The 20964-nt window shown below is 69.7% G+C and carries 22 protein-coding genes; 8 read left to right on the forward strand and 14 right to left on the reverse strand.

The annotated features are described in order from the left end of the window. Positions 1-60: 60 nt before the first annotated feature. Entirely contained in the window at positions 61-1083 is a 1023-nt protein-coding gene (locus BFF77_RS00365) for an aldo/keto reductase (protein ID WP_066942537.1), read from the forward strand. Between the two features lie 110 nt (positions 1084-1193). After that, complete coding sequence (locus BFF77_RS00370; protein ID WP_066942539.1) at positions 1194-1862, forward strand: TetR family transcriptional regulator; 669 nt, start codon at positions 1194-1196, stop codon at positions 1860-1862. A 76-nt stretch (positions 1863-1938) separates the two neighbouring features. Here BFF77_RS00370 and BFF77_RS00375 read toward each other — a convergent pair whose 3' ends face one another. Together BFF77_RS00375 and BFF77_RS00380 are read right to left on the reverse strand one after the other, a co-directional pair. Continuing rightward, positions 1939-2145: a hypothetical protein gene (locus BFF77_RS00375; protein ID WP_066942541.1), complete on the reverse strand. Its 207-nt coding sequence runs from the start codon at positions 2143-2145 to the stop codon at positions 1939-1941. A 122-nt stretch (positions 2146-2267) separates the two neighbouring features. After that, complete coding sequence (locus BFF77_RS00380) at positions 2268-3650, reverse strand: glycine--tRNA ligase (RefSeq protein WP_066942543.1); 1383 nt, start codon at positions 3648-3650, stop codon at positions 2268-2270. Between the two features lie 143 nt (positions 3651-3793). On the opposite strand from BFF77_RS00380, the gene BFF77_RS00385 reads away from it, so the two are divergent. From BFF77_RS00385 to BFF77_RS00400, 4 genes are all read left to right on the forward strand, one after another. After that, positions 3794-4771 (forward strand): metal ABC transporter substrate-binding protein, encoded by a 978-nt coding sequence (locus tag BFF77_RS00385; protein WP_066942545.1) that lies wholly within the window; start codon positions 3794-3796, stop codon positions 4769-4771. 233 nt (positions 4772-5004) lie between these two features. Beyond that, positions 5005-5868, forward strand: coding sequence for a metal ABC transporter ATP-binding protein (locus BFF77_RS00390; protein WP_079124691.1), 864 nt, complete (start codon positions 5005-5007; stop codon positions 5866-5868). Positions 5869-5870: 2 nt separating this feature from the next. After that, a complete protein-coding gene (locus BFF77_RS00395; RefSeq protein WP_066942547.1) occupies positions 5871-6800 on the forward strand; it encodes a metal ABC transporter permease in 930 nt (309 codons plus the stop codon). A gap of 84 nt (positions 6801-6884) precedes the next feature. After that, the gene (locus tag BFF77_RS00400) at positions 6885-7325 is read left to right on the forward strand and encodes a Fur family transcriptional regulator (RefSeq protein ID WP_066942549.1); all 441 of its coding nucleotides are present in this window, start codon (positions 6885-6887) and stop codon (positions 7323-7325) included. Positions 7326-7505: 180 nt separating this feature from the next. Here BFF77_RS00400 and BFF77_RS00405 read toward each other — a convergent pair whose 3' ends face one another. The 4 genes from BFF77_RS00405 to leuA all read right to left on the reverse strand — a co-directional run bounded on the left by BFF77_RS00405 (position 7506) and on the right by leuA (position 11932). After that, on the reverse strand, positions 7506-8342 hold the full coding sequence (locus BFF77_RS00405; protein WP_066942551.1) for an isoprenyl transferase: 837 nt from the start codon (positions 8340-8342) through the stop codon (positions 7506-7508). Positions 8343-8373: 31 nt separating this feature from the next. Continuing rightward, the gene (gene recO, locus BFF77_RS00410; protein WP_066942553.1) at positions 8374-9123 is read right to left on the reverse strand and encodes a DNA repair protein RecO; all 750 of its coding nucleotides are present in this window, start codon (positions 9121-9123) and stop codon (positions 8374-8376) included. Positions 9124-9257: 134 nt separating this feature from the next. Beyond that, positions 9258-9965 (reverse strand): TerB family tellurite resistance protein, encoded by a 708-nt coding sequence (locus BFF77_RS00415; RefSeq protein ID WP_066942618.1) that lies wholly within the window; start codon positions 9963-9965, stop codon positions 9258-9260. A 197-nt stretch (positions 9966-10162) separates the two neighbouring features. Further along, entirely contained in the window at positions 10163-11932 is a 1770-nt protein-coding gene (gene leuA, locus BFF77_RS00420; protein WP_066942555.1) for a 2-isopropylmalate synthase, read from the reverse strand. A gap of 316 nt (positions 11933-12248) precedes the next feature. Between leuA and BFF77_RS00425 the strand changes: the two genes are divergently transcribed. Both BFF77_RS00425 and BFF77_RS00430 read left to right on the forward strand, forming a co-directional pair. Then, complete coding sequence (locus BFF77_RS00425) at positions 12249-13307, forward strand: M4 family metallopeptidase (RefSeq protein ID WP_066942557.1); 1059 nt, start codon at positions 12249-12251, stop codon at positions 13305-13307. Positions 13308-13357: 50 nt separating this feature from the next. Beyond that, positions 13358-13627, forward strand: coding sequence for a protealysin inhibitor emfourin (locus BFF77_RS00430; RefSeq protein ID WP_066942559.1), 270 nt, complete (start codon positions 13358-13360; stop codon positions 13625-13627). A 36-nt stretch (positions 13628-13663) separates the two neighbouring features. On the opposite strand, the gene era is transcribed toward BFF77_RS00430, so the two are convergent. From era to BFF77_RS00470, 8 genes are all read right to left on the reverse strand, one after another. Next, the gene (gene era / locus BFF77_RS00435; protein WP_066942560.1) at positions 13664-14623 is read right to left on the reverse strand and encodes a GTPase Era; all 960 of its coding nucleotides are present in this window, start codon (positions 14621-14623) and stop codon (positions 13664-13666) included. A gap of 109 nt (positions 14624-14732) precedes the next feature. Next, positions 14733-15098, reverse strand: coding sequence for a cytidine/deoxycytidylate deaminase family protein (locus tag BFF77_RS00440; protein WP_066942562.1), 366 nt, complete (start codon positions 15096-15098; stop codon positions 14733-14735). 146 nt (positions 15099-15244) lie between these two features. Next, on the reverse strand, positions 15245-16534 hold the full coding sequence (locus BFF77_RS00445) for a hemolysin family protein (RefSeq protein ID WP_066942564.1): 1290 nt from the start codon (positions 16532-16534) through the stop codon (positions 15245-15247). Beyond that, positions 16531-17028, reverse strand: a complete 498-nt coding sequence (gene ybeY / locus BFF77_RS00450; RefSeq protein WP_066942566.1) for an rRNA maturation RNase YbeY — start codon at positions 17026-17028, stop codon at positions 16531-16533. The genes BFF77_RS00445 and ybeY overlap by 4 nt, the downstream gene beginning before the upstream one ends. Before the next feature lie 14 nt (positions 17029-17042). Continuing rightward, positions 17043-18074, reverse strand: a complete 1032-nt coding sequence (locus tag BFF77_RS00455) for a PhoH family protein (protein ID WP_066942568.1) — start codon at positions 18072-18074, stop codon at positions 17043-17045. Positions 18075-18292: 218 nt separating this feature from the next. Then, positions 18293-19405, reverse strand: a complete 1113-nt coding sequence (locus BFF77_RS00460; RefSeq protein WP_066942620.1) for a carbohydrate kinase family protein — start codon at positions 19403-19405, stop codon at positions 18293-18295. Positions 19406-19648: 243 nt separating this feature from the next. Next, on the reverse strand, positions 19649-20557 hold the full coding sequence (locus BFF77_RS00465) for a ribonuclease Z (protein ID WP_066942570.1): 909 nt from the start codon (positions 20555-20557) through the stop codon (positions 19649-19651). Between the two features lie 5 nt (positions 20558-20562). Continuing rightward, positions 20563-20922, reverse strand: coding sequence for a histidine triad nucleotide-binding protein (locus tag BFF77_RS00470; RefSeq protein ID WP_066942572.1), 360 nt, complete (start codon positions 20920-20922; stop codon positions 20563-20565). Positions 20923-20964: the final 42 nt, after the last annotated feature.

The raw sequence follows: 20964 nt of genomic DNA on the forward strand, positions 1-20964 counted from the left end.
CGTCATGCCATGGTTGCTGTGTCACTCCGATCCACCGCGACCTGCATGGAGGAACCCGCCATGACCGCCACTTCCGCCCTCCCCACCCGCCGTCTCGGCACCACCGGCCCGCTGACCGCCGCCCTCGGCCTCGGCTGCATGGGCATGTCCGCGCTGTACGAGGGAGGCGACCGCGCCGAGTCGATCGCCACCATCCACGCCGCCCTGGACGCGGGCGTCACCCTGCTCGACACGGGCGACTTCTACGGCATGGGCCACAACGAGCTGTTGATCAACGAAGCGCTGAGCACCGCTCCGGCCGCCGCGCGTGAACGGGCCTTGACCAGCGTCAAGTTCGGCGCCCTGCGCGATCCGGACGGCGACTGGACCGGCTACGACGGCCGCCCGGCGGCCGTGAAGAACTTCGCCGCGTACTCCCTGAAGCGTCTCGGCACCGACCACATCGACATCTACCGGATCGCCAGGATCGATCCCGGCGTCCCGATCGAGGAGACCGTCGGCGCCATCGCCGAGCTGGTCCAGGCGGGCCATGTCCGCCATATCGGTCTCTCCGAGGCCGGCAGCGGGACGATCCGCCGCGCGGCCTCCGTGGCCCCGATCTCGGATCTCCAGATCGAGTACTCACTGATCTCCCGCGGTATCGAGGCCGAGATCCTGCCCACCGTCCGCGAGCTGGGCATCGGTGTGACGGCGTACGGCGTGCTCTCGCGCGGGCTGATCAGCGGTCACTTCACCCGCGACCGGGCGCTGGGCCCGACCGACTTCCGTGCGATGAGCCCTCGCTTCCAGGGCGACAATCTCGAACACAATCTCGGGCTGGTGGAATCCCTGCGGAAGATCGCCGAGCAGAAGGGCGTCACCGTCGCCCAGATCGCCATCGCCTGGGTGCTTTCCCGGGGCGAGGACATCGTGCCGCTCGTCGGCGCGCGCCGACGGGACCGGCTGACCGAGGCCATGGGCGCCGTCGGGCTCACGCTGGACGCGGAGGATCTCGCCGCCATCGAGCGCGCGGTGCCGGCGGACGCCGCCGCGGGCGACCGGTATCCGACCGCGCAGATGGCGCATCTCGACAGCGAGCGATGACCGCCCACGGCCGGTACGGGCCGCGGCGGCTCGCCCGTCGGGTTGTCGGACCTGACAGGTAATGTCGTCTGTCGCGTCCCGCCGTACGAGCCACGAAAGGTCGGACATCCATGGCCACCGAGAACCTGACCGCCGAGCGGATCCTCGAAGCCACGGAGGAGGTGCTGCGCCGATACGGGCCGGCGAAGGCCACGGTCCTCGATGTGGCCCGGGTGCTCGGTGTCAGCCACGGCAGTGTCTACCGCCATTTCCGCACGAAGGCGGCGCTGCGCGAGGCGGTCACCGCGCGCTGGCTGAGCCGTACGGAAGTGGCGCTGGCGCGGATCACGGAGGGAGCGCGCAAGCCGGATCCGGAGCCGGAGGCCGGGCCGGTTACAGAGCCGGGGACCGAGGCGGAGGCCGGGCCGGACGCGGGGCGGGCGCCCGGGCCCGCGCCGGAGAAGCTGCGGGACTGGCTGCTGACGCTGTTCGACACCAAGCGTCACAAGGCGGGCGACGATCCCGAGCTGTTCGCGACCTTCTCGGTGCTCATCGACGAGAGCAGCGGGGTGGTCGACGCGCATCTCACCGAACTCACGCGCCAGCTCACCCGGATCGTCGAGGAGGGCGTGCGGGCGGGCGAGTTCGTCGCGGTGGACCCGGCCGCGACGGCGGGCGCGGTCTTCGCCGCCACGGCCCGCTTCCATGATCCCGCCTATGCGGCGGAGTGGCAGAAGCCCACGATCGACGACCAGTTCAGCGCCGTCTGCGATCTGCTGCTGCGCGGTCTGCGGCCCTGAGCGGGGCGGCCCGCGAGGACCGTAGCCACGATCCTCGCCTCCGCGGGGCCGCCATGGAGCCCGCGGGCCCCGCTCGTCAGCCGCCGGCCGGGTCCACCGTCGCCTGGTGGGCCTCGGTGAGATGTTCCTGTGCCTTCAGCCAGGGCAGGAACTGCGCGTTCTTCTGCCAGCCGCAGGTGTCGCAGACCAACGACCGCTGCACACCCGCCTTCTGGACGCGTACGACATGTTCACGTCCGTGCTGATCCCATCTGCTGACCTTGCTGGTGGTCGTGGACGGCATCCGTGCCTCCTGTTGACGCGTGGGCCCAGTGTGCAACGAAGCCCCCGGTTCCGTGGTGGAACCGAGGGCTTCGAGCCACGACCGTGACCGTCGGGAGGTCACCGGCCGCGATCAGCGGTCGGTCAGCAGCCCATCAGCCGGCCACCGAGATAGCTCTGGATCTGGTCCAGCGAGACACGCTCCTGCTTCATCGTGTCGCGCTCGCGCACGGTCACCGCGTTGTCGTCGAGGGTGTCGAAGTCGACGGTCACACAGAACGGCGTGCCGATCTCGTCCTGGCGGCGGTAGCGGCGGCCGATGGCGCCCGCGTCGTCGAACTCGATGTTCCAGTTGCGCCGCAGGTCCTCGGCGAGGCCCTTGGCCTTCGGCGAGAGCTGCGGGTTGCGGGAGAGCGGCAGCACGGCCACCTTGACCGGCGCGAGGCGCGGGTCGAGCCGCATCACGGTGCGCTTCTCCAGCACGCCCTTGGCGTTGGGCGCCTCGTCCTCGTTGTACGCGTCGAGGAGGAAGGCGAGCATCGCGCGGCCGACACCGGCGGCCGGCTCGATCACATAGGGAGTCCAGCGCTCGCCGGCCTCCTGGTCGAAGTACGACAGATCATGGCCGGACGCCTTGGAGTGCGCGTTCAGGTCGTAGTCCGTGCGGTTGGCGACACCCTCCAGCTCGCCCCACTCGCTGCCGCCGAACGAGAAGCGGTACTCGATGTCGGCGGTGCGCTTGGAGTAGTGGGAGAGCTTCTCCTGCGGGTGCTCGAACCAGCGCATGTTCTCCTCGCGGAGACCCAGGTCGCGGTACCAGTTCCAGCGCTGCTCCATCCAGTACTCCTGCCACTGCTCGTCCTCGCCCGGCTTGACGAAGAACTCCATCTCCATCTGCTCGAACTCACGCGTGCGGAAGATGAAGTTGCCCGGAGTGATCTCGTTCCGGAAGGACTTGCCCACCTGCGCGATACCGAACGGCGGCTTCTTGCGCGAAGTCTGCTGGACCTGGGCGAAGTTGGTGAAAATGCCCTGCGCGGTCTCGGGCCGGAGGTAGGCGACCGAGCCGGTGTCCTGCGTGGGGCCGAGGTGGGTGGAGAGCAGACCGGAGAACTGCTTGGGCTCGGTGAAGGTGCCCTTGTTGCCGCAGTTGGGGCAGTTGAGGTCGGCGAGGCCATTCGCGGGGGCCTTGCCGTGCTTCTCCTCGTACGCCTCTTCGAGATGGTCCGCGCGGAACCGCTTGTGGCAGGAGGTGCACTCGGTGAGCGGATCGGTGAAGGTCGCGACGTGGCCGGACGCCTCCCAGACCTCCGTGGCCAGGATCACCGACGAGTCGATACCGACAACGTCCTCGCGCGAGGTGACCATGTAGCGCCACCACTGGCGCTTGATGTTCTCCTTCAGCTCGACTCCGAGCGGCCCGTAGTCCCAGGCGGCTTTCTGCCCACCGTAGATCTCACTGGACGGGTAGACGAAGCCACGGCGCTTGCTCAGGTTGACGATGGTGTCGATCTTGTCGGCGGCCACGGTGCTCTCTTCATTACGACGACGACGAACGCGAATGCTTCAGATTAGCGGCGGGCGCACCCCTTCGATCAAATCGGTGCGCGGGAAGAGACACACCCGCCGCTTGTTGACAATCGTTTCCAGCTTTGTTGAAAATGACTGTCATGAACGCACGACGCCTGATACCCACCGCCACCCTCGCCGGAGCTGTCACGCTCGGCCTGGTGGCGCTGTCCGCCTGCTCCTCCTCCGACGCCGCAGACAAGAAGAGCGGTGACAGGCTCATGGTCACGGCGTCGTTCTACCCGATGGAATTCCTGGCCCGGCGGATCGGCGGTGATCATGTCTCGGTCACCACCCTCACCAAGCCGGGCGTCGAACCCCACGATCTTGAGCTGAAGCCCCGGCAGACCGCCGAACTCGGCGAATCGGACGTCATTCTCTGTCTCAAGGGTATCCAGCCCGCCGTGGACAAGGCCATCGACCAGTCCGGAGTGGGACAGATCGTCGACGCGGCCACCCTGACCGCGCTGGAGAAGCACGGCACCGAGGTCGGCCACGCGCACGGCGGCGACGAGCACGGCGCCGACGAGCACGCGGCCGAGGAAGCCACCCCGGACGGCAACGACCCGCACATCTGGCTCGACCCGGTGAAGTACGCCGAGGTCGCCAAGGGCGTCGGCGCCGCCCTGGAGAAGGCCGACCCGGACAACGCGGACGCGTACCGGAAGAACACGGACACGCTGGTCACCGAGCTCGGCGCGCTGGACACCGCGTTCAAGCGGGGCCTCGCGGACACCTCCACCAAGACCTTCATCACCACCCACGCCGCCTTCGGCTATCTCGCCGAGCGCTACGGCCTGGCACAGGAGGCGATCGCCGGCATCGACCCGGAGGCCGAGCCCAGCCCGGCCCGGATCAAGGAACTGGAGACCATCGCGAAGCAGGACAAGGTCAGCACCGTATTCTTCGAGACGCTCGCCAGCGACAAGACCGCCAAGACCATCGCTGCGGACTCGGGACTGGAGACGGACGTCCTGGATCCGCTGGAAGGAATTACGGACCGGTCCAAGGGCGATGACTACATCGAGGTCATGCAGGCCAACCTCGCCGCGCTGCGAAAAGCACTCGGCGCGAAATGAACCGGCCGACGGCAGCAACGGAGGCGTGGCGGATGACGGCCAGGGAGAGCGGCGAACAGGCCCGGGAGGCGCGAGCGCCCGAGGCCACGGCGACGCCCGCCGGCGCGGGCACCCGTCCCACCGGGACCGGGAGCGCCGAAGGCGGAACCGCGCCCGCCGGGACCGGGCCGGGCCGGCCGGCTGCCGACCGGACACCGGCGGGCCCGCCCGCGCAGGGCACGTCCAGTGGCTTCCTGCCGGTTCAGAGGACGCGTCGCCCCTCGACGCCCGGCCCCCGGCGTGCTCCGGAGACGGCCGGGACCACAGCCACCGCGGACGGAGGACCCGCTGCTCAGCGGCCCGCGTCGGTCGTCTCCGTCCGCGGTGCCACGGCCACGCTCGGCTCCCGCACCGTGCTCTGCGGCATCGACCTCACCGTGCACCGCGGTGAGGTCGTCGCCCTGCTCGGCGCCAACGGTTCCGGCAAGTCCACCGCCGTACGCGCCGTGATCGGCCAGGTCCCGCTGACCGGCGGCGAGATATCGCTCTTCTCGACGCCGCTGCGCCGCTTCCGCGACTGGGCGCGTGTCGGTTACGTACCGCAGCGCACCACCGCGGCGAGCGGAGTACCCGCGACCGTCCGCGAGGTCGTCTCCTCCGGCCGGCTCTCCCGTACGAAGTTCCGCCGGCCCTCCAGGGCCGACCGCGCGGCCGTCCAGGAGGCCATCGAACTGGTCGGACTGGCCGACCGCGCCAAGGACTCGGTGGACGCGCTCTCCGGCGGCCAGCACCAGCGCGTCCTGATAGCCAGGGCGCTCGCCGCCGGGCCCGAGCTGCTGATCATGGACGAGCCGATGGCGGGCGTCGATCTGGCCAGCCAGGACATCCTCGCGGCGACACTGCGCGAGCAGGTGGCCGCCGGTACGACCGTGCTGCTCGTCCTCCATGAACTGGGCCCGCTGGAGCCGCTGATCGACCGCGCGGTGGTGCTGCGCGACGGCTGTGTGACCCATGACGGGCCGCCTCCGCGGGCCCTGGGCCAGCACGCCCTGCCCGGCCACGATCACGTCCATCCCCACGCGGCCGGCGAGCCGCTCCGTACAGGACTGCTGACCTGACCATGGAAATCCTCCAGACCGCGTTCATGCAGCGCGCGCTGATCGCGGCCGTGCTGGTCGGTATCACCGCGCCCGCCGTCGGCATCTATCTTGTGCAGCGCCGCCAGGCGCTGATGGGCGACGGCATCGGCCATGTCGCCATGACCGGCGTCGGTCTGGGCTTCCTGCTCTCCGCCAGCCCGGTGTGGATCGCGACGCTGGTCTCGGTGGCCGGTGCCATCACCATGGAGCTGATCAGGGCGTACGGCCGCACCCGTGGCGACATCGCGCTGGCGATGCTCTTCTACGGCGGGATGGCCGGCGGCGTCCTGCTGATCAATCTCGCGCCGAACGGCTCGAACGCCAATCTCAGCTCGTATCTCTTCGGTTCGCTCTCGACGGTCTCCCCGTCGGACGTGACCGCGATCTCCCTGCTCGCCGCCTTCGTGGTGCTGGTGACGGTGGGGATGCGGCGCCAGCTCTTCGCGGTCAGCCAGGACGAGGAGTTCGCCCGGGTCACCGGACTGCCGGTGCGTACGCTGAATCTGCTGATCGCGGTCACGGCCGCGGTGACGGTCACCGTCGCCATGCGGGTGGTGGGGCTGCTGCTGGTCAGCGCGCTGATGGTGGTGCCGGTGGCGGCGGCCCAGCAGATCACCAGGTCGTTCACGGTCACCTTCGTGCTCGCGGTCGTGATCGGCACGGCGGTGACACTCGCCGGGACGGCCACCTCGTACTACCAGGACGTGCCGCCGGGCGCGACGATCGTGCTGCTGGCGATCGGCGTCTTCGTGGTGCTGACGGTCCTCGCCACCCCCCTGGCGCGACGGAGGGCCGGGGCGCTGCGGAACGCCGAGGAGGCGGGGCAGAACGTGACCGTCGGCGTACCCGGCGTAACACCCCCTCAGGACGGTTCGGGCGGCCGCCGGCCCACGGACGATCTCACGGTCTGACCGCGATCCGGCCACGAACTGGCAGAATGGCCCGAGGGAAGCGGGCAATGCCCGGTGGATTCGGGCAGAGGCAAGGAGGCACCTGTGACGACTGCGCCCAGCGGTGGATCGAGCGCGGCCCCCGTGCGCGGCCGATCGACCCGCCAGCGTGCCGCGGTGGCGGCGGCGCTCGACGAGGTCGACGAGTTCCGCAGCGCGCAGGAGCTCCACGACATGCTCAAGCACCGCGGTGACTCGGTCGGACTGACCACGGTCTACCGCACGCTCCAGTCCCTCGCCGACGCCGGCGAGGTCGATGTGCTGCGGACGAACGACGGCGAGTCCGTCTACCGCCGCTGCTCGACCGGCGACCACCACCACCATCTTGTCTGCCGGGTCTGCGGAAAGGCCGTCGAGGTCGAGGGACCCGCGGTGGAGCAGTGGGCCGAGACGATCGCGGCGCAGCACGGCTATGTGAGCGTGGCGCACACGGTGGAGATCTTCGGCACCTGCGCCGAATGCGCGGGCCAGTCCTCACGCAACTAGGCCCTGTCCGACCGGACAGGACCTAGGCCCTGTCCGCGGCACAGGCCCGTTCCCGGCACAGGCCATGTCCGGGACCGCGCCCTTTCCGGCCGCGTGCCGGGCCGGAGCCCGGTGCCGGGCGGGCGGGCGGCCTGCCCGGCAACCGAGGAGACGGCACCCGGGGACATGGCGCCCGGCGGCTCAGTCCTGCGGAAACTCCTCCGCCTCCGGCTGGTCCGGGTTGGGCAGCGCACCGCCGAAGCGCCGGTCCCTGGAGGCGTATTCGAGGCAGGCCCGCCACAGGTCCCTGCGGTCGAAGTCCGGCCACAGCACGTCCTGGAAGACCATCTCCGCGTAGCTGCTCTGCCAGATCAGATAGTTGGACGTGCGCTGCTCGCCGCTGGGCCGCAGGAAGAGGTCCACGTCCGGCATGTCCGGGTAGTAGAGGTACTTCGCGAAGGTCTTCTCGTTGACCTTGGCCGGATCGAGCTTCCCCGACGCCACGTCCGCCGCGAGCGCCTGCGCCGCGTCCGCGATCTCCGCGCGCCCGCCGTAGTTGACGCAGAAGTACAGCGTCATGGCGTCGTTGTCCTTGGTCTGCTCCTGTGCGACCTGGAGCTCCTGGACGACCGACTTCCACATCTTGGGCATCCGGCCGACCCAGCGGATCCGGATGCCCAGCTCGTCCATCTCGTCCCGGCGGCGCCGGATCACATCGCGGTTGAAGTTCATGAGGAAGCGCACCTCGTCGGGCGTGCGCTTCCAGTTCTCCGTGGAGAAGGCGTACAGGGAGAGGTTCTTGACGCCCATCTCCAGACAGCCCTTGAGCACATCGAGGACGACGCCCTCACCGACCTTGTGGCCCTCGGTGCGCGGCAGCCCGCGCTCCTTGGCCCAGCGGCCGTTCCCGTCCATCACGCACGCCACATGCCGCGGCACCAGCTCGGCCGGGATCTTCGGCGGGCGCGCGCCCGAGGGGTGCGGTTCGGGCGTCTTGTACTCGCGGCGGGAACGTCCCAGGATTCCGCGTCGTGCCATGCGCTCTCGTCTCCCAAATCTTCTCTACGTATCAGTTCTTCTCTACGTATCTGAGCGAGCGCAGACCGCGCTCCAGGTGCCAGTGCAGATAGGCGGACACCAGCCCGCTGCCCTCCCTGACATGTCGCGCCTCGCACGCGTCGGCCGTCTCCCAGTCGCCGGTCAGCAGCGCGCTCAGCAGTCCGACGGCCTCAGCAGAGGGTACGACGCTGCCGGGCACCCGGCAGTCGCCGCATACGACACCGCCCGCCGCCACGGAGAAGAAACGATTGGGCCCGTGAAGTCCGCACTTGGCGCAGTCGTCGAAGCTCGGCGCGTATCCGTTGACCGCGAGGGAGCGCAACAGAAAGGCGTCCAGGATGAGATGGGGTGCGTGCTCACCGCGGGCGAGCGTACGCAGCCCGCCGACCAGGAGCAGATACTGCTGGACGGCCGGCTCGCCCTCGTGGTCGGTGAAGCGCTCGGCGGTCTCCAGCATCGCCGTCCCCGCGGTGTAGCGGGCGTAGTCGGTGACGATGCCGCCACCGTACGGAGCGATGGTCTCGCTCTGGGTGCACAGAGGCAGGCCACGGCCGATGAGCTCGCTGCCGCGCGCGAAGAACTGCACATCGACATGGGAGAACGGCTCCAGCCGCGCCCCGAACTTGGACTTCGTCCGCCGCACGCCCCGGGCGACGGCGCGGACACGGCCGTGGCCGCGGGTCAGAAGCGTGATGATGCGGTCGGCCTCACCGAGCTTCTGGGTGCGCAGCACAACGCCGTCGTCCCGGAACAGACTCATGGCCTCATTCTCCCGCATGCGCGCGGGCCGCCGGGCCGCCCGCACACGGGCCTGGGCGGGCCCGCCCGCCGTGCGCCCGTCATATGCCGCGGGCAGTGGCTCAGGAGGCGCCCGAGGAGGCGCTCAGAGCGCGCTCAGGAGGGTGTTCCCGACGCGGCCAGCAGCAGTCGCTCCGTGTCGTCCGAGCACAGCAGCAGCGCGCCGCCGACGATGCTGAGCACCTCGCGCTCCGCCGGGCTGTACGGTCCGTCGGCCACGGCGATCCTGGCGCCCTGGAGCACGATCGACTCCCGGCCCGCCGGGGCGAGATGCGGGGCCAGCGGCTCCAGCGCCTCGTGCAGCTCGATGGCGAGCGCGGCGCCGCACGGGCCCGGATCCAGATCCGGGTCCACGACGAACCGGCCGGTGTCGGCGGCGAGGGCCTCCACCAGATCGGCGAGCCGGCCCTCCGTGCAGTCCTCGAATCCGGCCGCCCGGACGACATGGACCGCGGTCTCCCTGACCGTACGGGAGGAGATCCCGCCGGCCGCGAGGACGGCGAGCGCGACGGTGTGCACGGCGTCACGGAGCATCACGGAGAAGCGCGTGGTGGTGGGATGATCGAGGATGTCCGTGCCGAAGTGGGCATGGCAGGCCGTGCATTCGATCACCGGTCCGGCGACCCCGCGCGCGAGCAGCGGAACGCCGAGGACGGTGAACCGGCGACGGCCGGTGCGTCGGCGGTAGTTGCGGTCGCCCCCGCAGTCGGGACAGAAGAACTCGCCGTCACCGATGGTGTTCCAGGACGTACGAATGCCGCAGATGCACACTTTTCGGCCGCTTGATCCTTGGGCTGGCAGCACGTCGCGCACCTCCGTAACGCTCCGGCAACATTGCCGCGTTGACGTGATGTTAGCCACATCCCCCCGGCCCCGTCAGTACCGCGGCGTGAGATCGCCACGACATGGCCGAACCCCGCCCACCGTGAACGGTGGACGGGGCTCGTGAACGCCCAGGTGAACGCGTGGTTCAGTGGCTCAGGACCGCCGTGCGGACGTCGTCAACGGGTCGCGCGGTTGACGGCGGAGATGACCGCCTTGAGTGACGCCCGGGTGGTGTTCGCGTCGATCCCGATGCCCCAGAGCACCTTCCCGTCGATCGCGCACTCGATGTACGAGGCGGCCTGCGCGCTCGCGCCCTCGCTCATCGTGTGCTCCTGGTAGTCCAGGAGCCTGGCGTCCACCCCGACGGCGGCCAGGGCCTCGAAGAACGCCGAGATGGGACCGTTGCCGATGCCGGTGAGCACCGTCTCCGTGCCGTCCACCACGGCCTGGACGGTCAGGGTGTCGCGGCCGTCCGTGTCGGTCGTGCTCTGGCCCGAGCGGAGCTGGATCCGGCCCCAGGCGTTGTCCGGGTTGGGCAGGTACTCGTCCTGGAAGACGGACCAGATCTGGCCGGGTGTGACCTCGCCGCCCTCGGCGTCGGTCTTGGCCTGGATGATGCGGGAGAACTCGATCTGCATCCGGCGCGGCAGGTCCAGCTTGTGCTCGTTCTTCAGGACGTACGCGATGCCGCCCTTGCCGGACTGCGAGTTGACCCGGATCACCGCCTCGTAGGACCGGCCCACGTCCTTCGGGTCGATCGGCAGATACGGCACGGCCCACTCCATCTCGTCGACCGGCACCCCCCGCGCGGCGGCGTCGGCCTCACGCGCGTCGAAGCCCTTCTTGATCGCGTCCTGATGAGACCCGGAGAACGCCGTGTAGACCAGATCGCCCGCGTAGGGATGACGCGGATGGACCTCCATCTGATTGCAGTACTCACTGGTCCGCCGGATCTCGTCGATCTGCGAGAAGTCGATCTGCGGGTCGACACCCTGCGAGAAGAGGTTCATGCCCAGCGTCACCAGATCGACATTCCCGGTGCGCTCACCCTGGCCGAACAGACAGCCCTCGATCCGGTCCGCACCCGCCATCAGCGCCAGCTCGGCGGCGGCGACGGCCGTACCCCGGTCGTTGTGCGGATGCACCGAGAGACACACGTACTCACGCCGCGACAGATTCCGCGACATCCATTCGAAGCGGTCCGCGTGCGTCGACGGCGTCGAACGCTCCACCGTGGCGGGCAGATTCAGAATGATCTCCCGCCCGGCCTCCGGCTGCCAGACGTCCATGACCCCCTCGCAGACCTCCAGGGCGAAGTCCAGCTCGGTGTCGGTGAAGATCTCCGGACTGTACTGATAACCGAACACGGTCCCGGGATCCAGGATCTTCTCCGCGTACTCCATCACCAGCCGGGTACCGTCCACGGCGATCTGCCTGACCTGCTCCCTCGTCCCCCGGAAGACGACGCGGCGGAAGGTCGGCGCGGTCGCGTTGTAGAGGTGGACGGTCGCACGGTGGGCGCCGCGCAGCGACTCGACCGTCCGCTCGATCAGTTCCTCCCGCGCCTGCGTCAGGACGGAGATCGTCACGTCCTCGGGGACCGCGCCCTCTTCGATGATCGACCGTACGAACGCGAAATCGGTCTCGCCGGAGGACGGGAAGCCGACCTCGATCTCCTTGTACCCCATGCGGACCAGCAGGTCGAACATCTCGCGCTTACGGGCCGGCGACATGGGGTCGATCAACGCCTGATTGCCGTCACGCAGATCGGTGGAGAGCCACCGGGGGGCGACGGTGATCCGATTGTCGGGCCAGGTGCGGTCGGGGATGTCCACGGCCTCGTACCGGCCGTACTTGTGGATCGGCATCCCCGACGGGCGTTGGGTGTGCGTCGCGGTGGTGACGGGCGTGGGGCTGCCGACAGAGGCGACGGAACGTTCGGACATTGCGCAGGGCTCCTCGTGTGTCCACTGGGACGGCCGACGGGGCGCGATCACCGCAACGCCAGACTCCGCGGGGAGGGGGTCGGCCTACGACTACAGGCCCTCGCCGCGGCAGCTAAGGAGAAGCAGCCCGAAACGCATGATGTGGGGGAGCCTAGCCGAGCCTCGCCGTCCGTGCCGGTCCGTATCAGAATGCGGAACCGGATCCACCCTCTCCTCGAATCACGAAGGTATTCCCCGGGTGTCCGTAGATCACTCCATTTCAGCAACCTCGGTCGCCATGGGTGCAATCGCCGTGACGGAGTGCCACATTGCTTTCATGGACGCCATCACCCCTGTTTTCTGCACCATCGTGCCGCCGCATGTGCTGGACAAGCTCGCGAGCGCGGACGATCCGGTCGTCTCCGGGCCCGCCCGCCGCACCCTGGAGGCCGACTCCGCCCAGCGCACCCGGCGCCGGCTGACGGCGGTCCGCGGCGCCGTGCCGTCGCCGGCCGCCGTGCCGACGGGAAAGCCGGACCGTGCCATCCACGACTGCCGGCACGGCACGGCCCTGCCGGGCACGAAGGTCCGCGGCGAGGGCGGCGAGCCCGGCAGGGACGCCACCGTCAATCGCGCGTACAGCGGCCTCGGCGCCACCTTCGAGCTGCTGCTGACGGCGTACGGCCGTGACTCCCTGGACGGCGCGGGACTGCCGCTGACCGCCAGCGTCCACTACGACCGGGAGTACGCGAACGCCTTCTGGGACGGCGAGCAGATGGTCTTCGGAGACGGGGACGGGGAGATCTTCCTCGACTTCACGATCCCGGTCGATGTGATCGGCCATGAGCTGGCCCACGGAGTCACGCAGTACACCGCCAATCTCAACTACTACGGGCAGTCGGGCGCGCTGAACGAGTCCCTGTCGGACGTCCTCGGCTCACTGGTCAAGCAGTTCACCCTGGACCAGACCGCCGACCGGGCCGACTGGCTGATCGGGCAGGGCCTGCTCGCGCCGCGCGTCACCGGTGTCGCGCTGCGCTCCATGAAGGCACCGGGCACGGCGTACGACGACGATGTGCTCGGCAAGGATCCCCAGCCCGCCGTCATGGACGACTACGTGCGGACGAACCAGGACAACGGCGGGGTGCACATCAACTCCGGCATCCCCAACCACGCGTTCTATCTGCTCGCCGAGCGGCTGGGCGGAAAGGCGTGGGAGCGGGCGGGCCGGATCTGGTTCGACGTGCTGACCGGAGGCGAGCTGGCGGCCGACGCGGACTTCGCGGACTTCGCCCGGCTGACCGTCGCGGCGGCGCGGTCGCGCTTCGGGGACGGGGCGGAGCACGAGGCGGTGGTCAAGGCCTGGTCCCAGGTCGGCGTACCGACAGCGCGGTGAGACGGGAGCGTCGGCTACCGCGCCCGCCCCGCAGGCACTAGACAGGAGCCATGCGTATCGAAGTACGTCGTACGGGCGGTTTCGCGGGTATCGAGCGCAGGGCCGAGGTCGACACCTCACACCTGTCCGACGCCCCCACCTGGCGGGAACTCGCCGAACAGGCCATGACGGACGCCACCCGGGACCCCGGGGCCCCGGTGGTCCCCGACGGCTTCAGCTACCGGATCACGGTGGACGACCACGAGTTCCGCTGCGCCGACCCCCACCTCTCCGAGTCCCAGCGCACCCTGATCTCCCGTGTCCTCAAGGAAGGAGCCTGAGCGGGAGACGATCCCTTGAACGGAAGCCCGGAGTGGTCAGAAGCCCAGTTTGCGGAGCTGTTTCGGGTCGCGTTGCCAGTCCTTGGCGACCTTGACGTGAAGGTCGAGAAAGACCGGGGTGCCGAGCAGGGCCTCGATGTGCTTGCGGGACTTGGTGCCGACCTCTTTGAGGCGCTTGCCCTTGGGGCCGATGATGATCCCCTTCTGGCTGGGGCGCTCGATGTAGACGTTCGCGTGGATGTCCAGGAGCGGCTTGTCCGCGGGGCGGTCCTCGCGCGGGAGCATCTCCTCGACCACCACCGCGATCGAGTGCGGGAGTTCGTCCCGTACGCCTTCCAGCGCGGCCTCGCGGATGAGCTCGGCCACCATGACCTGCTCGGGCTCATCGGTGAGATCGCCCTCCGGATAGAGCGGAGGGCTCTCGGGGAGGAGCGGGACCAGCAGGTCCGCCAGCAGACCGACCTGCTGGTCGCCGACGGCCGAGACCGGGACGATCTCCGCCCATTCCAGACCGATCTCCTTGCCGAGCTGATCGATCGCGATCAGCTGTTCGGCGAGCGTCTTGGAGTCGACGAGGTCCGTCTTGGTGACGACGGCGACCTTCGGCGTCTTCTTGATGGCCGCCAGTTCCTTGGCGATGAACCGGTCGCCGGGACCGAGCTTCTGGTCCGCGGGCAGACAGAAGCCGATCACGTCGACCTCGGCCCAGGTCGTCCGTACGACATCGTTCAGGCGCTCGCCGAGCAGGGTGCGCGGCTTGTGGAGGCCCGGGGTGTCGACCAGGATGAGCTGGGCCTCGGGGCGGTGCACGATGCCACGGACGGTGTGCCGGGTGGTCTGCGGCCGGTTCGAGGTGATGGCCACCTTCTGACCGACGAGAGCGTTCGTGAGGGTGGACTTGCCCGCGTTGGGGCGACCGACGAAGCAGGCGAAGCCCGCCCGGTGGGGGACTTCGGCTGTCTCGGGAGAGGAGGTACGAGCGCTCATGGCGCCCATTCTCCCCGATCGTTCACGCTGCGCCGACCAGATCGGCCATGACGGTCACCATCGGGGCGTCCGCCGCGGCCGCCGGCGGACCGCCGCCGGCCGGGCCGCCGCGCGCCGGTCAGCCCGCCTCGACGGTCGCCCGCAGCGTGCCGTCGGGGCGCGCCACCAGGACCGGAGTCCCCGCGCCGCCCAGATCGCGCACGGCCGCGCGGTCCTCGTCGGACACCGTCTCCGTCTCGGTGACCACGGCCGCCGCCTCCAGTGAGTTCGCTCCACTGGCCACGGCCATCGCGACCGCGGTGCGCAGCGCGCTGAGCTTGAGGGAGGCCAGTTCCACGGTGCCGGCGACATACGTACGCCCGGTCTCGTCCCGTACGGCCGCGCCCTCCCGTACACCGTTACGGGCGCGGGCGCTCCGGGCCAGAGTGATGATCTTGCGGTCCTCGGGGCCGAGGCCGGCGCCGGGATCGGTGCTCTCAGTCATGCGTCGAGCATAGGCAGCGGACGCGGAGCCTCCGCCGACGGGGAGACCCCGGTCGAGTCCTCGGACGTCTCGTTCAGCCCCAGGCACCAGGCCCTCAGTTCCCCCGGGGTCACGCGGCGTCCCCCGGTGTCATCCGTCCCCCGGGGTCACGCGGCGGGCTCCTCCTTGCGCACCGGCTCGACCAGGACCGTGACGATCTTGTTGCGGCGGCCGGCCGGGGACTCCGCCGTCAGCCGCAGACCGCGCCCGTCGGGCAGCTCCACCTCGGCGCTCGCCCCGGCGATCGGGACCCGGCCCAGCGCCTTCGCCAGCAGTCCGCCGACCGTCTCCACATCCTCGTCGTCGTACTCGTCGAGCCCGAACAGCTCGCCGAGATCACCGATGTCGAGCCGGGCCGTGACCCGGTAGGAGCCGTCGCCGATCTCCTCGACCGGCGGCAGTTCACGGTCGTACTCGTCGGTGATCTCGCCGACGATCTCCTCCAGGATGTCCTCGATCGTGACGATGCCGGCCGTGCCGCCGTACTCGTCGATGACGACCGCGACATGGCTGCGCTCCTGCTGCATCTCGCGGAGCAGATCACCGGCGTTCTTGGTGTCCGGGACGAAGGCGGCGGGGCGCATCGCCGTGGAGACCAGGTCGCTCTCGGAGTCCCGGTTGATATGGGTCTTTCTGACCAGGTCCTTGAGATAGACGATGCCGACCATGTCGTCCTCGTTCTCACCGGTCACCGGGATCCGGGAGAAGCCGGAGCGCAGGGCCAGCGTCAGCGCCTGCCGGATCGTCTTGTAGCGCTCGATGCAGACCAGGTCCGTGCGCGGGACCATCACTTCCCGTACGAGGGTGTCGCCCAGCTCGAAGACGGAGTGGACCATCCGGCGCTCGTCGTCCTCGATGAGGGACTCCTGCTCGGCGAGGTCGACCAGGGCCCTCAGCTCGGCCTCGCTGGCGAACGGGCCTTTGCGGAAGCCCTTGCCCGGCGTGAGGGCGTTGCCGAGGAGGATCAGCAGCTGCGGGATCGGGCCCATGATCCGGGCGAGCGGCAGCAGCACGTACGCCGAGGCCGTCGCCGTGTTCAGCGGATGCTGACGGCCGATGGTGCGCGGCGAGACGCCCACCGCGACATACGAGACGAGGACCATCACCCCGATCGCGACGACCAGTGCCGACCAGGTCTCCTCGAACTCGTTGAGACAGACATACGTCACCAGCACTCCGGCCGCCATCTCGCAGGCGACCCGGACCAGCAGGGCCACATTCAGATAGCGCGTCGGATCGGCGGCGATCTGCTCCAGCTTGGCCGCGCCGCGCCGCCCGGAGCGGACGGCCTCGGCCGCGCGGAAGCTGGAGACCCGGGCGAGGCCCGCCTCGGCCGACGCCGCCAGCCAGGCGACGACGACCAGGGCGACCGCTCCGAGGATCAGTTGCGCGGTCACGAGACGGTCGGCGCGGGGGACGGACCCGTGAGCCCCTGTTCGGATCGCCAGCCGTCGACGATCGCCGCCTGGAGGCCGAACATCTCGGCCTTCTCGTCCGGCACTTCGTGGTCGTAACCGAGGAGATGCAGCACACCGTGGACGGTGAGGAGCTGGAGCTCCTCGTCCATGGTGTGCCGCGTCGGGGCTTCCTCGCCCTGCTTCTTCGCCACCTCCGGACAGAGGACGATGTCACCGAGGAGCCCCTGGGGGGGCTCCTCGTCGTCCTTGACCGGCGGACGCAGCTCGTCCATCGGGAAGGACATGACATCCGTCGGACCCGGCAGATCCATCCACTGGAGGTGGAGCTGCTCCATGGCCGCCTCGTCCACCACGATCACCGACAGCTCGGAGAGCGGGTGGATACGCATCCGGGTGAGCGCGTAGCGGGCGACATCGAGGATCGCCTGCTCGTCGACCTCGGTGCCTGACTCGTTGTTGACGTCGATCGACATGGTGCGCTCTTGTTCTACTTCCCGTTTCGGCCGTCGTTGCGGCTGTCGTACTGCTCGTACGCGTCGACGATACGGCCGACGAGCTTGTGCCGTACGACATCCTTCGAGGTGAGACGGGAGAAGTGCACGTCCTCCACGCCTTCCAGGATGTCCTGGACCTGGCGCAGACCGCTCTTCGTGCCACCGGGAAGGTCGACCTGGGTGATGTCACCGGTGATGACGATCTTCGACTCGAAGCCGAGCCTCGTGAGGAACATCTTCATCTGCTCGGGGCTGGTGTTCTGGGCCTCGTCGAGAATGATGAACGCGTCGTTGAGCGTGCGGCCCCGCATGTACGCCAGCGGCGCGACCTCGATCGTGCCCGCCGCCATCAGCCGCGGGATCGAGTCGGGGTCGAGCATGTCGTGCAGTGCGTCGTAGAGCGGGCGCAGATACGGGTCGATCTTCTCGTAGAGCGTGCCGGGCAGGAAGCCGAGCCGCTCACCCGCCTCGACGGCGGGCCTGGTCAGGATGATCCGGTTGACCTGCTTGGCCTGGAGGGCCTGGACCGCCTTGGCCATGGCGAGATAGGTCTTGCCCGTACCGGCGGGACCGATGCCGAAGACGATCGTGTGCCGGTCGATCGCGTCGACATACCGCTTCTGGTTCAGGGTCTTGGGGCGGATGGTCCGGCCCCGGCCGGACAGGATGTTCTGGGTGAGCACCTCGGCGGGGGTCTCGGGGCCGTCCGCACCGCCGTTCTCGCTCGCCCTGAGCATGGCGATGGAACGTTCCACTGCGTCCTCCGTCATCGGCTGACCGGTGCGGAGCACCAGCATCATCTCGTCGAAAAGGCGCTGGACGAGCGCGACGTCCGCCGCGCTGCCGCTCGCACTGATCTTGTTGCCCCGGACATGGATGTCCGCGGCCGGGAACGCCTTCTCGATCACACGGAGCAGGGAATCCCCTGAGCCCAGGACCGTCACCATGGGGTGATTGGCGGGGACGGTGAAGTGGGTACGTGCCTGCCCCTCCGCGGGGGTCCGGGCTGTAGGTGTCTGAGTCATGGGCCGGCGCTGTGGCCTGCGCATACCTCCCGTTGCAGGGTTCTCGCTGCTCGACAACCTCTGAGGTACCAGCGTACGGCTCCGCGCTGACAAGCCCCAGGGCTTTTACCCGTGCCGTTCCTGAACCTTGTGGGACACGCCGGGCAAGCCCGCGGTACGCGCCGGGAAGCGGACGCCCACGACGGGCGTCCGCGGCGGCCGTCCGCGCCGGCCCGCGCTCAGCCCGAGCGGCCGAAACCGATGGTCGGTACGGCCCTGCGCAGCGGCCACGGCCTGCTCGGCGCGGGCAGCAGCTCCTCCAGGAAGGCGTAGCGTCGCAGCGCCGCCGGATCCTGGTCCGAGCAGGCCTGTACGTACTGCCACCAGGCCGCGACCTCCGACCAGCCGGGCGCGGAGAGCGAGCCGCCGAACTCCTGGACCGAGAGCGCGGCGGTCAGCCCGGCGAAGGCCAGCCGGTCCGCCAGCGGCCAGTCGGCGAGCGTGCCGGTGACATAGCCCGCCACGAAGACGTCGCCCGCGCCCGTCGGGTCCAGGGCTTCCACCGCGATGGCCGGCACCTCGGCGGTCTCGCCGGTGGCGCCGTCCACTGCGTACGCGCCCTCGGCGCCCAGCGTGACGACGGCGACCGGCACCCGCTCGGCGAGCAGCCGCGCGGCTGCCCGGGGACAGTCGGTGCGGGTGTAGCGCATGGCCTCCTCGGCGTTGGGCAGGAAGGCCTCGCAGTGCTCCAGATCGGCCAGCCCCGCGAGATCCCAGCGGCCCGACTCGTCCCAGCCGACGTCGGCGAAGATCCGCGCGCCGCGGCGGACGGCGCGGGCGATCCATTCGTCGCGGCGGCCCGGGGTGAGCGCGGCGACGGCGGCGCGGGCGCGCGGCGGGCACTCCGGGAGGGCGTCCTCGGGCGGCGGGGCCTCGTGGCCGTGCGAGACCATCGTCCGCTCGCCCTCGTAGGCCATGGAGACCGTGACGGGCGAGTGCCAGCCGGGGACGGTGCGGGAGCGGGACAGGTCGACGCCCTCGCCCTGCTCCAACGCGTCCCAGCAGTACTCGCCGTAGTGGTCGTCGCCGAAGGCCGCCGCGAGCGAGGTGTGCAGTCCGAGGCGGGCGAGCGCGGTGGCCATGTTGGCGATCCCGCCGGGGCTCGATCCCATGCCGCGCGCCCAGGACTCCGTACCGCGTACGGGCGCGCTGTCCAGGCCCGTGAAGATGATGTCGAGGAAGACCGTGCCCGTCAGATAGACGTCGCAGTCCGGATCGTCCGGGGCACGCAGCGCGCCGAGGGGATCGACATGCGCGCCGGCATGTGCGGCGTGTTCCGCGGTGTGCTCCAGCGGGTCTCCATTGGGTGTGATCACGGCGGGCTCCCGATCGCGTGCGGATCCGGACAGTCTGCCCGATCCTCGGCGCCGGGGCTGACGCCCGGGATCCCCATGACGGCTGTGTTCACTTCAGCTCGATGCCATAGCGCATTCAGTCGAAACTTGATCAATTTCCGATCGGTTCACCATGAAGAATCGATCGAAATATGACCGACATCGACCGGATCTCTGACCGGATCTCGGCCCGCGCCGGTCTCAGCCGGAGCGCTTCGGCAGCGGCACCCGCACCAGGTCGGCGGCGACGGTCAGTTCACCGTCGAACCCGGCCGCCCGCGCCTGCCGCTCGAACTCGTCGGGGTCGCCGTAGCGCTGCGAGAAGTGCGTCAGTACGAGATGCCGTACGCCCGCCTCGTGGGCCGCCCGGCCCGCCTGGCCCGCCGTGAGATGGCCGTGCTCGCTCGCCAGCCGCTCGTCCTCGTCGAGGAACGTCGACTCGATGACCAGCAGATCGCACCCCTCGGCCAGCGTCCGCACGCCGGGACAGAGCCGGGTGTCCATGACGAAGGCGAACCGCTGGCCTCTGCGCGTCTCGCTGACGTCGTCCAGCGACACCCCGTTCAGCGAGCCCTCGCGCTGGAGACGGCCCACGTCGGGGCCCGCGATACCGTGCTCGGCCAGCAGCGCCGGAAGCATCCGCCGCCCGTCGGGCTCGATCAGCCGATAACCGTACGACTCGACGGGGTGGGAGAGCCGGTGCGCCTCCAGGGTGTACGCGGGCGTCCGCGCCAGCACTCCGTCGCCGGTGACCGGCGCCTCGGTCAGCGGGACGGTCTCGCGGTAGGCCGTCGCGTACCGCAGCCGTTCGAAGAAGTGCTGTCCGCTCGCCGGGTAGTGCGCGGTGACGGGATGCGGCACCTGGTCGAGATTGATCCGCTGGACGACTCCGGCCAGACCGAGCGAGTGATCACCGTGGAAGTGCGTGACACAGATCCGGTCGATGTCGTGCGCGGCCACCCCGGCGCGCAGCATCTGGCGCTGCGTGCCCTCGCCAGGGTCGAAGAGCAGGCCCTCGCCGTCCCAGCGCAGCAGATAGCCGTTGTGGTTGCGGTGGCGGGTGGGCACCTGGCTGGCGGTGCCGAGCACCACCAGTTCTCGTACGGACAAGGCGCCTACCCGGGAGGCCAGTTGAAGCCGCGACCGCCCAGCACATGGGCATGGGCGTGGAAGACGGTCTGACCGGCGCCCGCGCCGGTGTTGAAGACGATCCGGTAGCCGCTGCCGTCGGTCTTGTCCTCGACGGCGACCGCCGCCGCCTCGCGCAGCACGTCGGCGGCGACACCCGGCTCGGCCGCGGCGAGGCTGCCCGCGTCCGGGTAGTGCACCCGGGGGATGACCAGGACATGGGTCGGGGCCTGCGGATTGATGTCACGGAAGGCGACGGTGGTCTCGGTCTCCCGGACGACGGTGGCGGGCACCTCCCCCGAGACGATCTTGCAGAACAGGCAGTCGGCCTGTGGTTCTCCGGCCATGATCCGGGCCCTCCTCGACGCCGCCGGTGATCCGTTCGCTAC

It is taken from the genome of Streptomyces lushanensis (assembly GCF_001700515.1).
Taxonomy (GTDB): domain Bacteria; phylum Actinomycetota; class Actinomycetes; order Streptomycetales; family Streptomycetaceae; genus Streptomyces; species Streptomyces lushanensis.

Coding starts and splice junctions, on each gene's coding strand:
- BFF77_RS00365 (WP_066942537.1), top strand. CDS start 61: ATGACCGCCACTTCCGCCCTCCCCACCCGCCGTCTCGGCACCACCGGC.
- BFF77_RS00370 (WP_066942539.1), top strand. CDS start 1,194: ATGGCCACCGAGAACCTGACCGCCGAGCGGATCCTCGAAGCCACGGAG.
- BFF77_RS00375 (WP_066942541.1), bottom strand. CDS start 2,145: ATGCCGTCCACGACCACCAGCAAGGTCAGCAGATGGGATCAGCACGGA.
- BFF77_RS00385 (WP_066942545.1), top strand. CDS start 3,794: ATGAACGCACGACGCCTGATACCCACCGCCACCCTCGCCGGAGCTGTC.
- BFF77_RS00395 (WP_066942547.1), top strand. CDS start 5,871: ATGGAAATCCTCCAGACCGCGTTCATGCAGCGCGCGCTGATCGCGGCC.
- BFF77_RS00405 (WP_066942551.1), bottom strand. CDS start 8,342: ATGGCACGACGCGGAATCCTGGGACGTTCCCGCCGCGAGTACAAGACG.
- recO (WP_066942553.1), bottom strand. CDS start 9,123: ATGAGTCTGTTCCGGGACGACGGCGTTGTGCTGCGCACCCAGAAGCTC.
- leuA (WP_066942555.1), bottom strand. CDS start 11,932: ATGTCCGAACGTTCCGTCGCCTCTGTCGGCAGCCCCACGCCCGTCACC.
- BFF77_RS00425 (WP_066942557.1), top strand. CDS start 12,249: ATGGACGCCATCACCCCTGTTTTCTGCACCATCGTGCCGCCGCATGTG.
- BFF77_RS00430 (WP_066942559.1), top strand. CDS start 13,358: ATGCGTATCGAAGTACGTCGTACGGGCGGTTTCGCGGGTATCGAGCGC.
- era (WP_066942560.1), bottom strand. CDS start 14,623: ATGGGCGCCATGAGCGCTCGTACCTCCTCTCCCGAGACAGCCGAAGTC.
- BFF77_RS00440 (WP_066942562.1), bottom strand. CDS start 15,098: ATGACTGAGAGCACCGATCCCGGCGCCGGCCTCGGCCCCGAGGACCGC.
- ybeY (WP_066942566.1), bottom strand. CDS start 17,028: ATGTCGATCGACGTCAACAACGAGTCAGGCACCGAGGTCGACGAGCAG.
- BFF77_RS00455 (WP_066942568.1), bottom strand. CDS start 18,074: ATGACTCAGACACCTACAGCCCGGACCCCCGCGGAGGGGCAGGCACGT.
- BFF77_RS00470 (WP_066942572.1), bottom strand. CDS start 20,922: ATGGCCGGAGAACCACAGGCCGACTGCCTGTTCTGCAAGATCGTCTCG.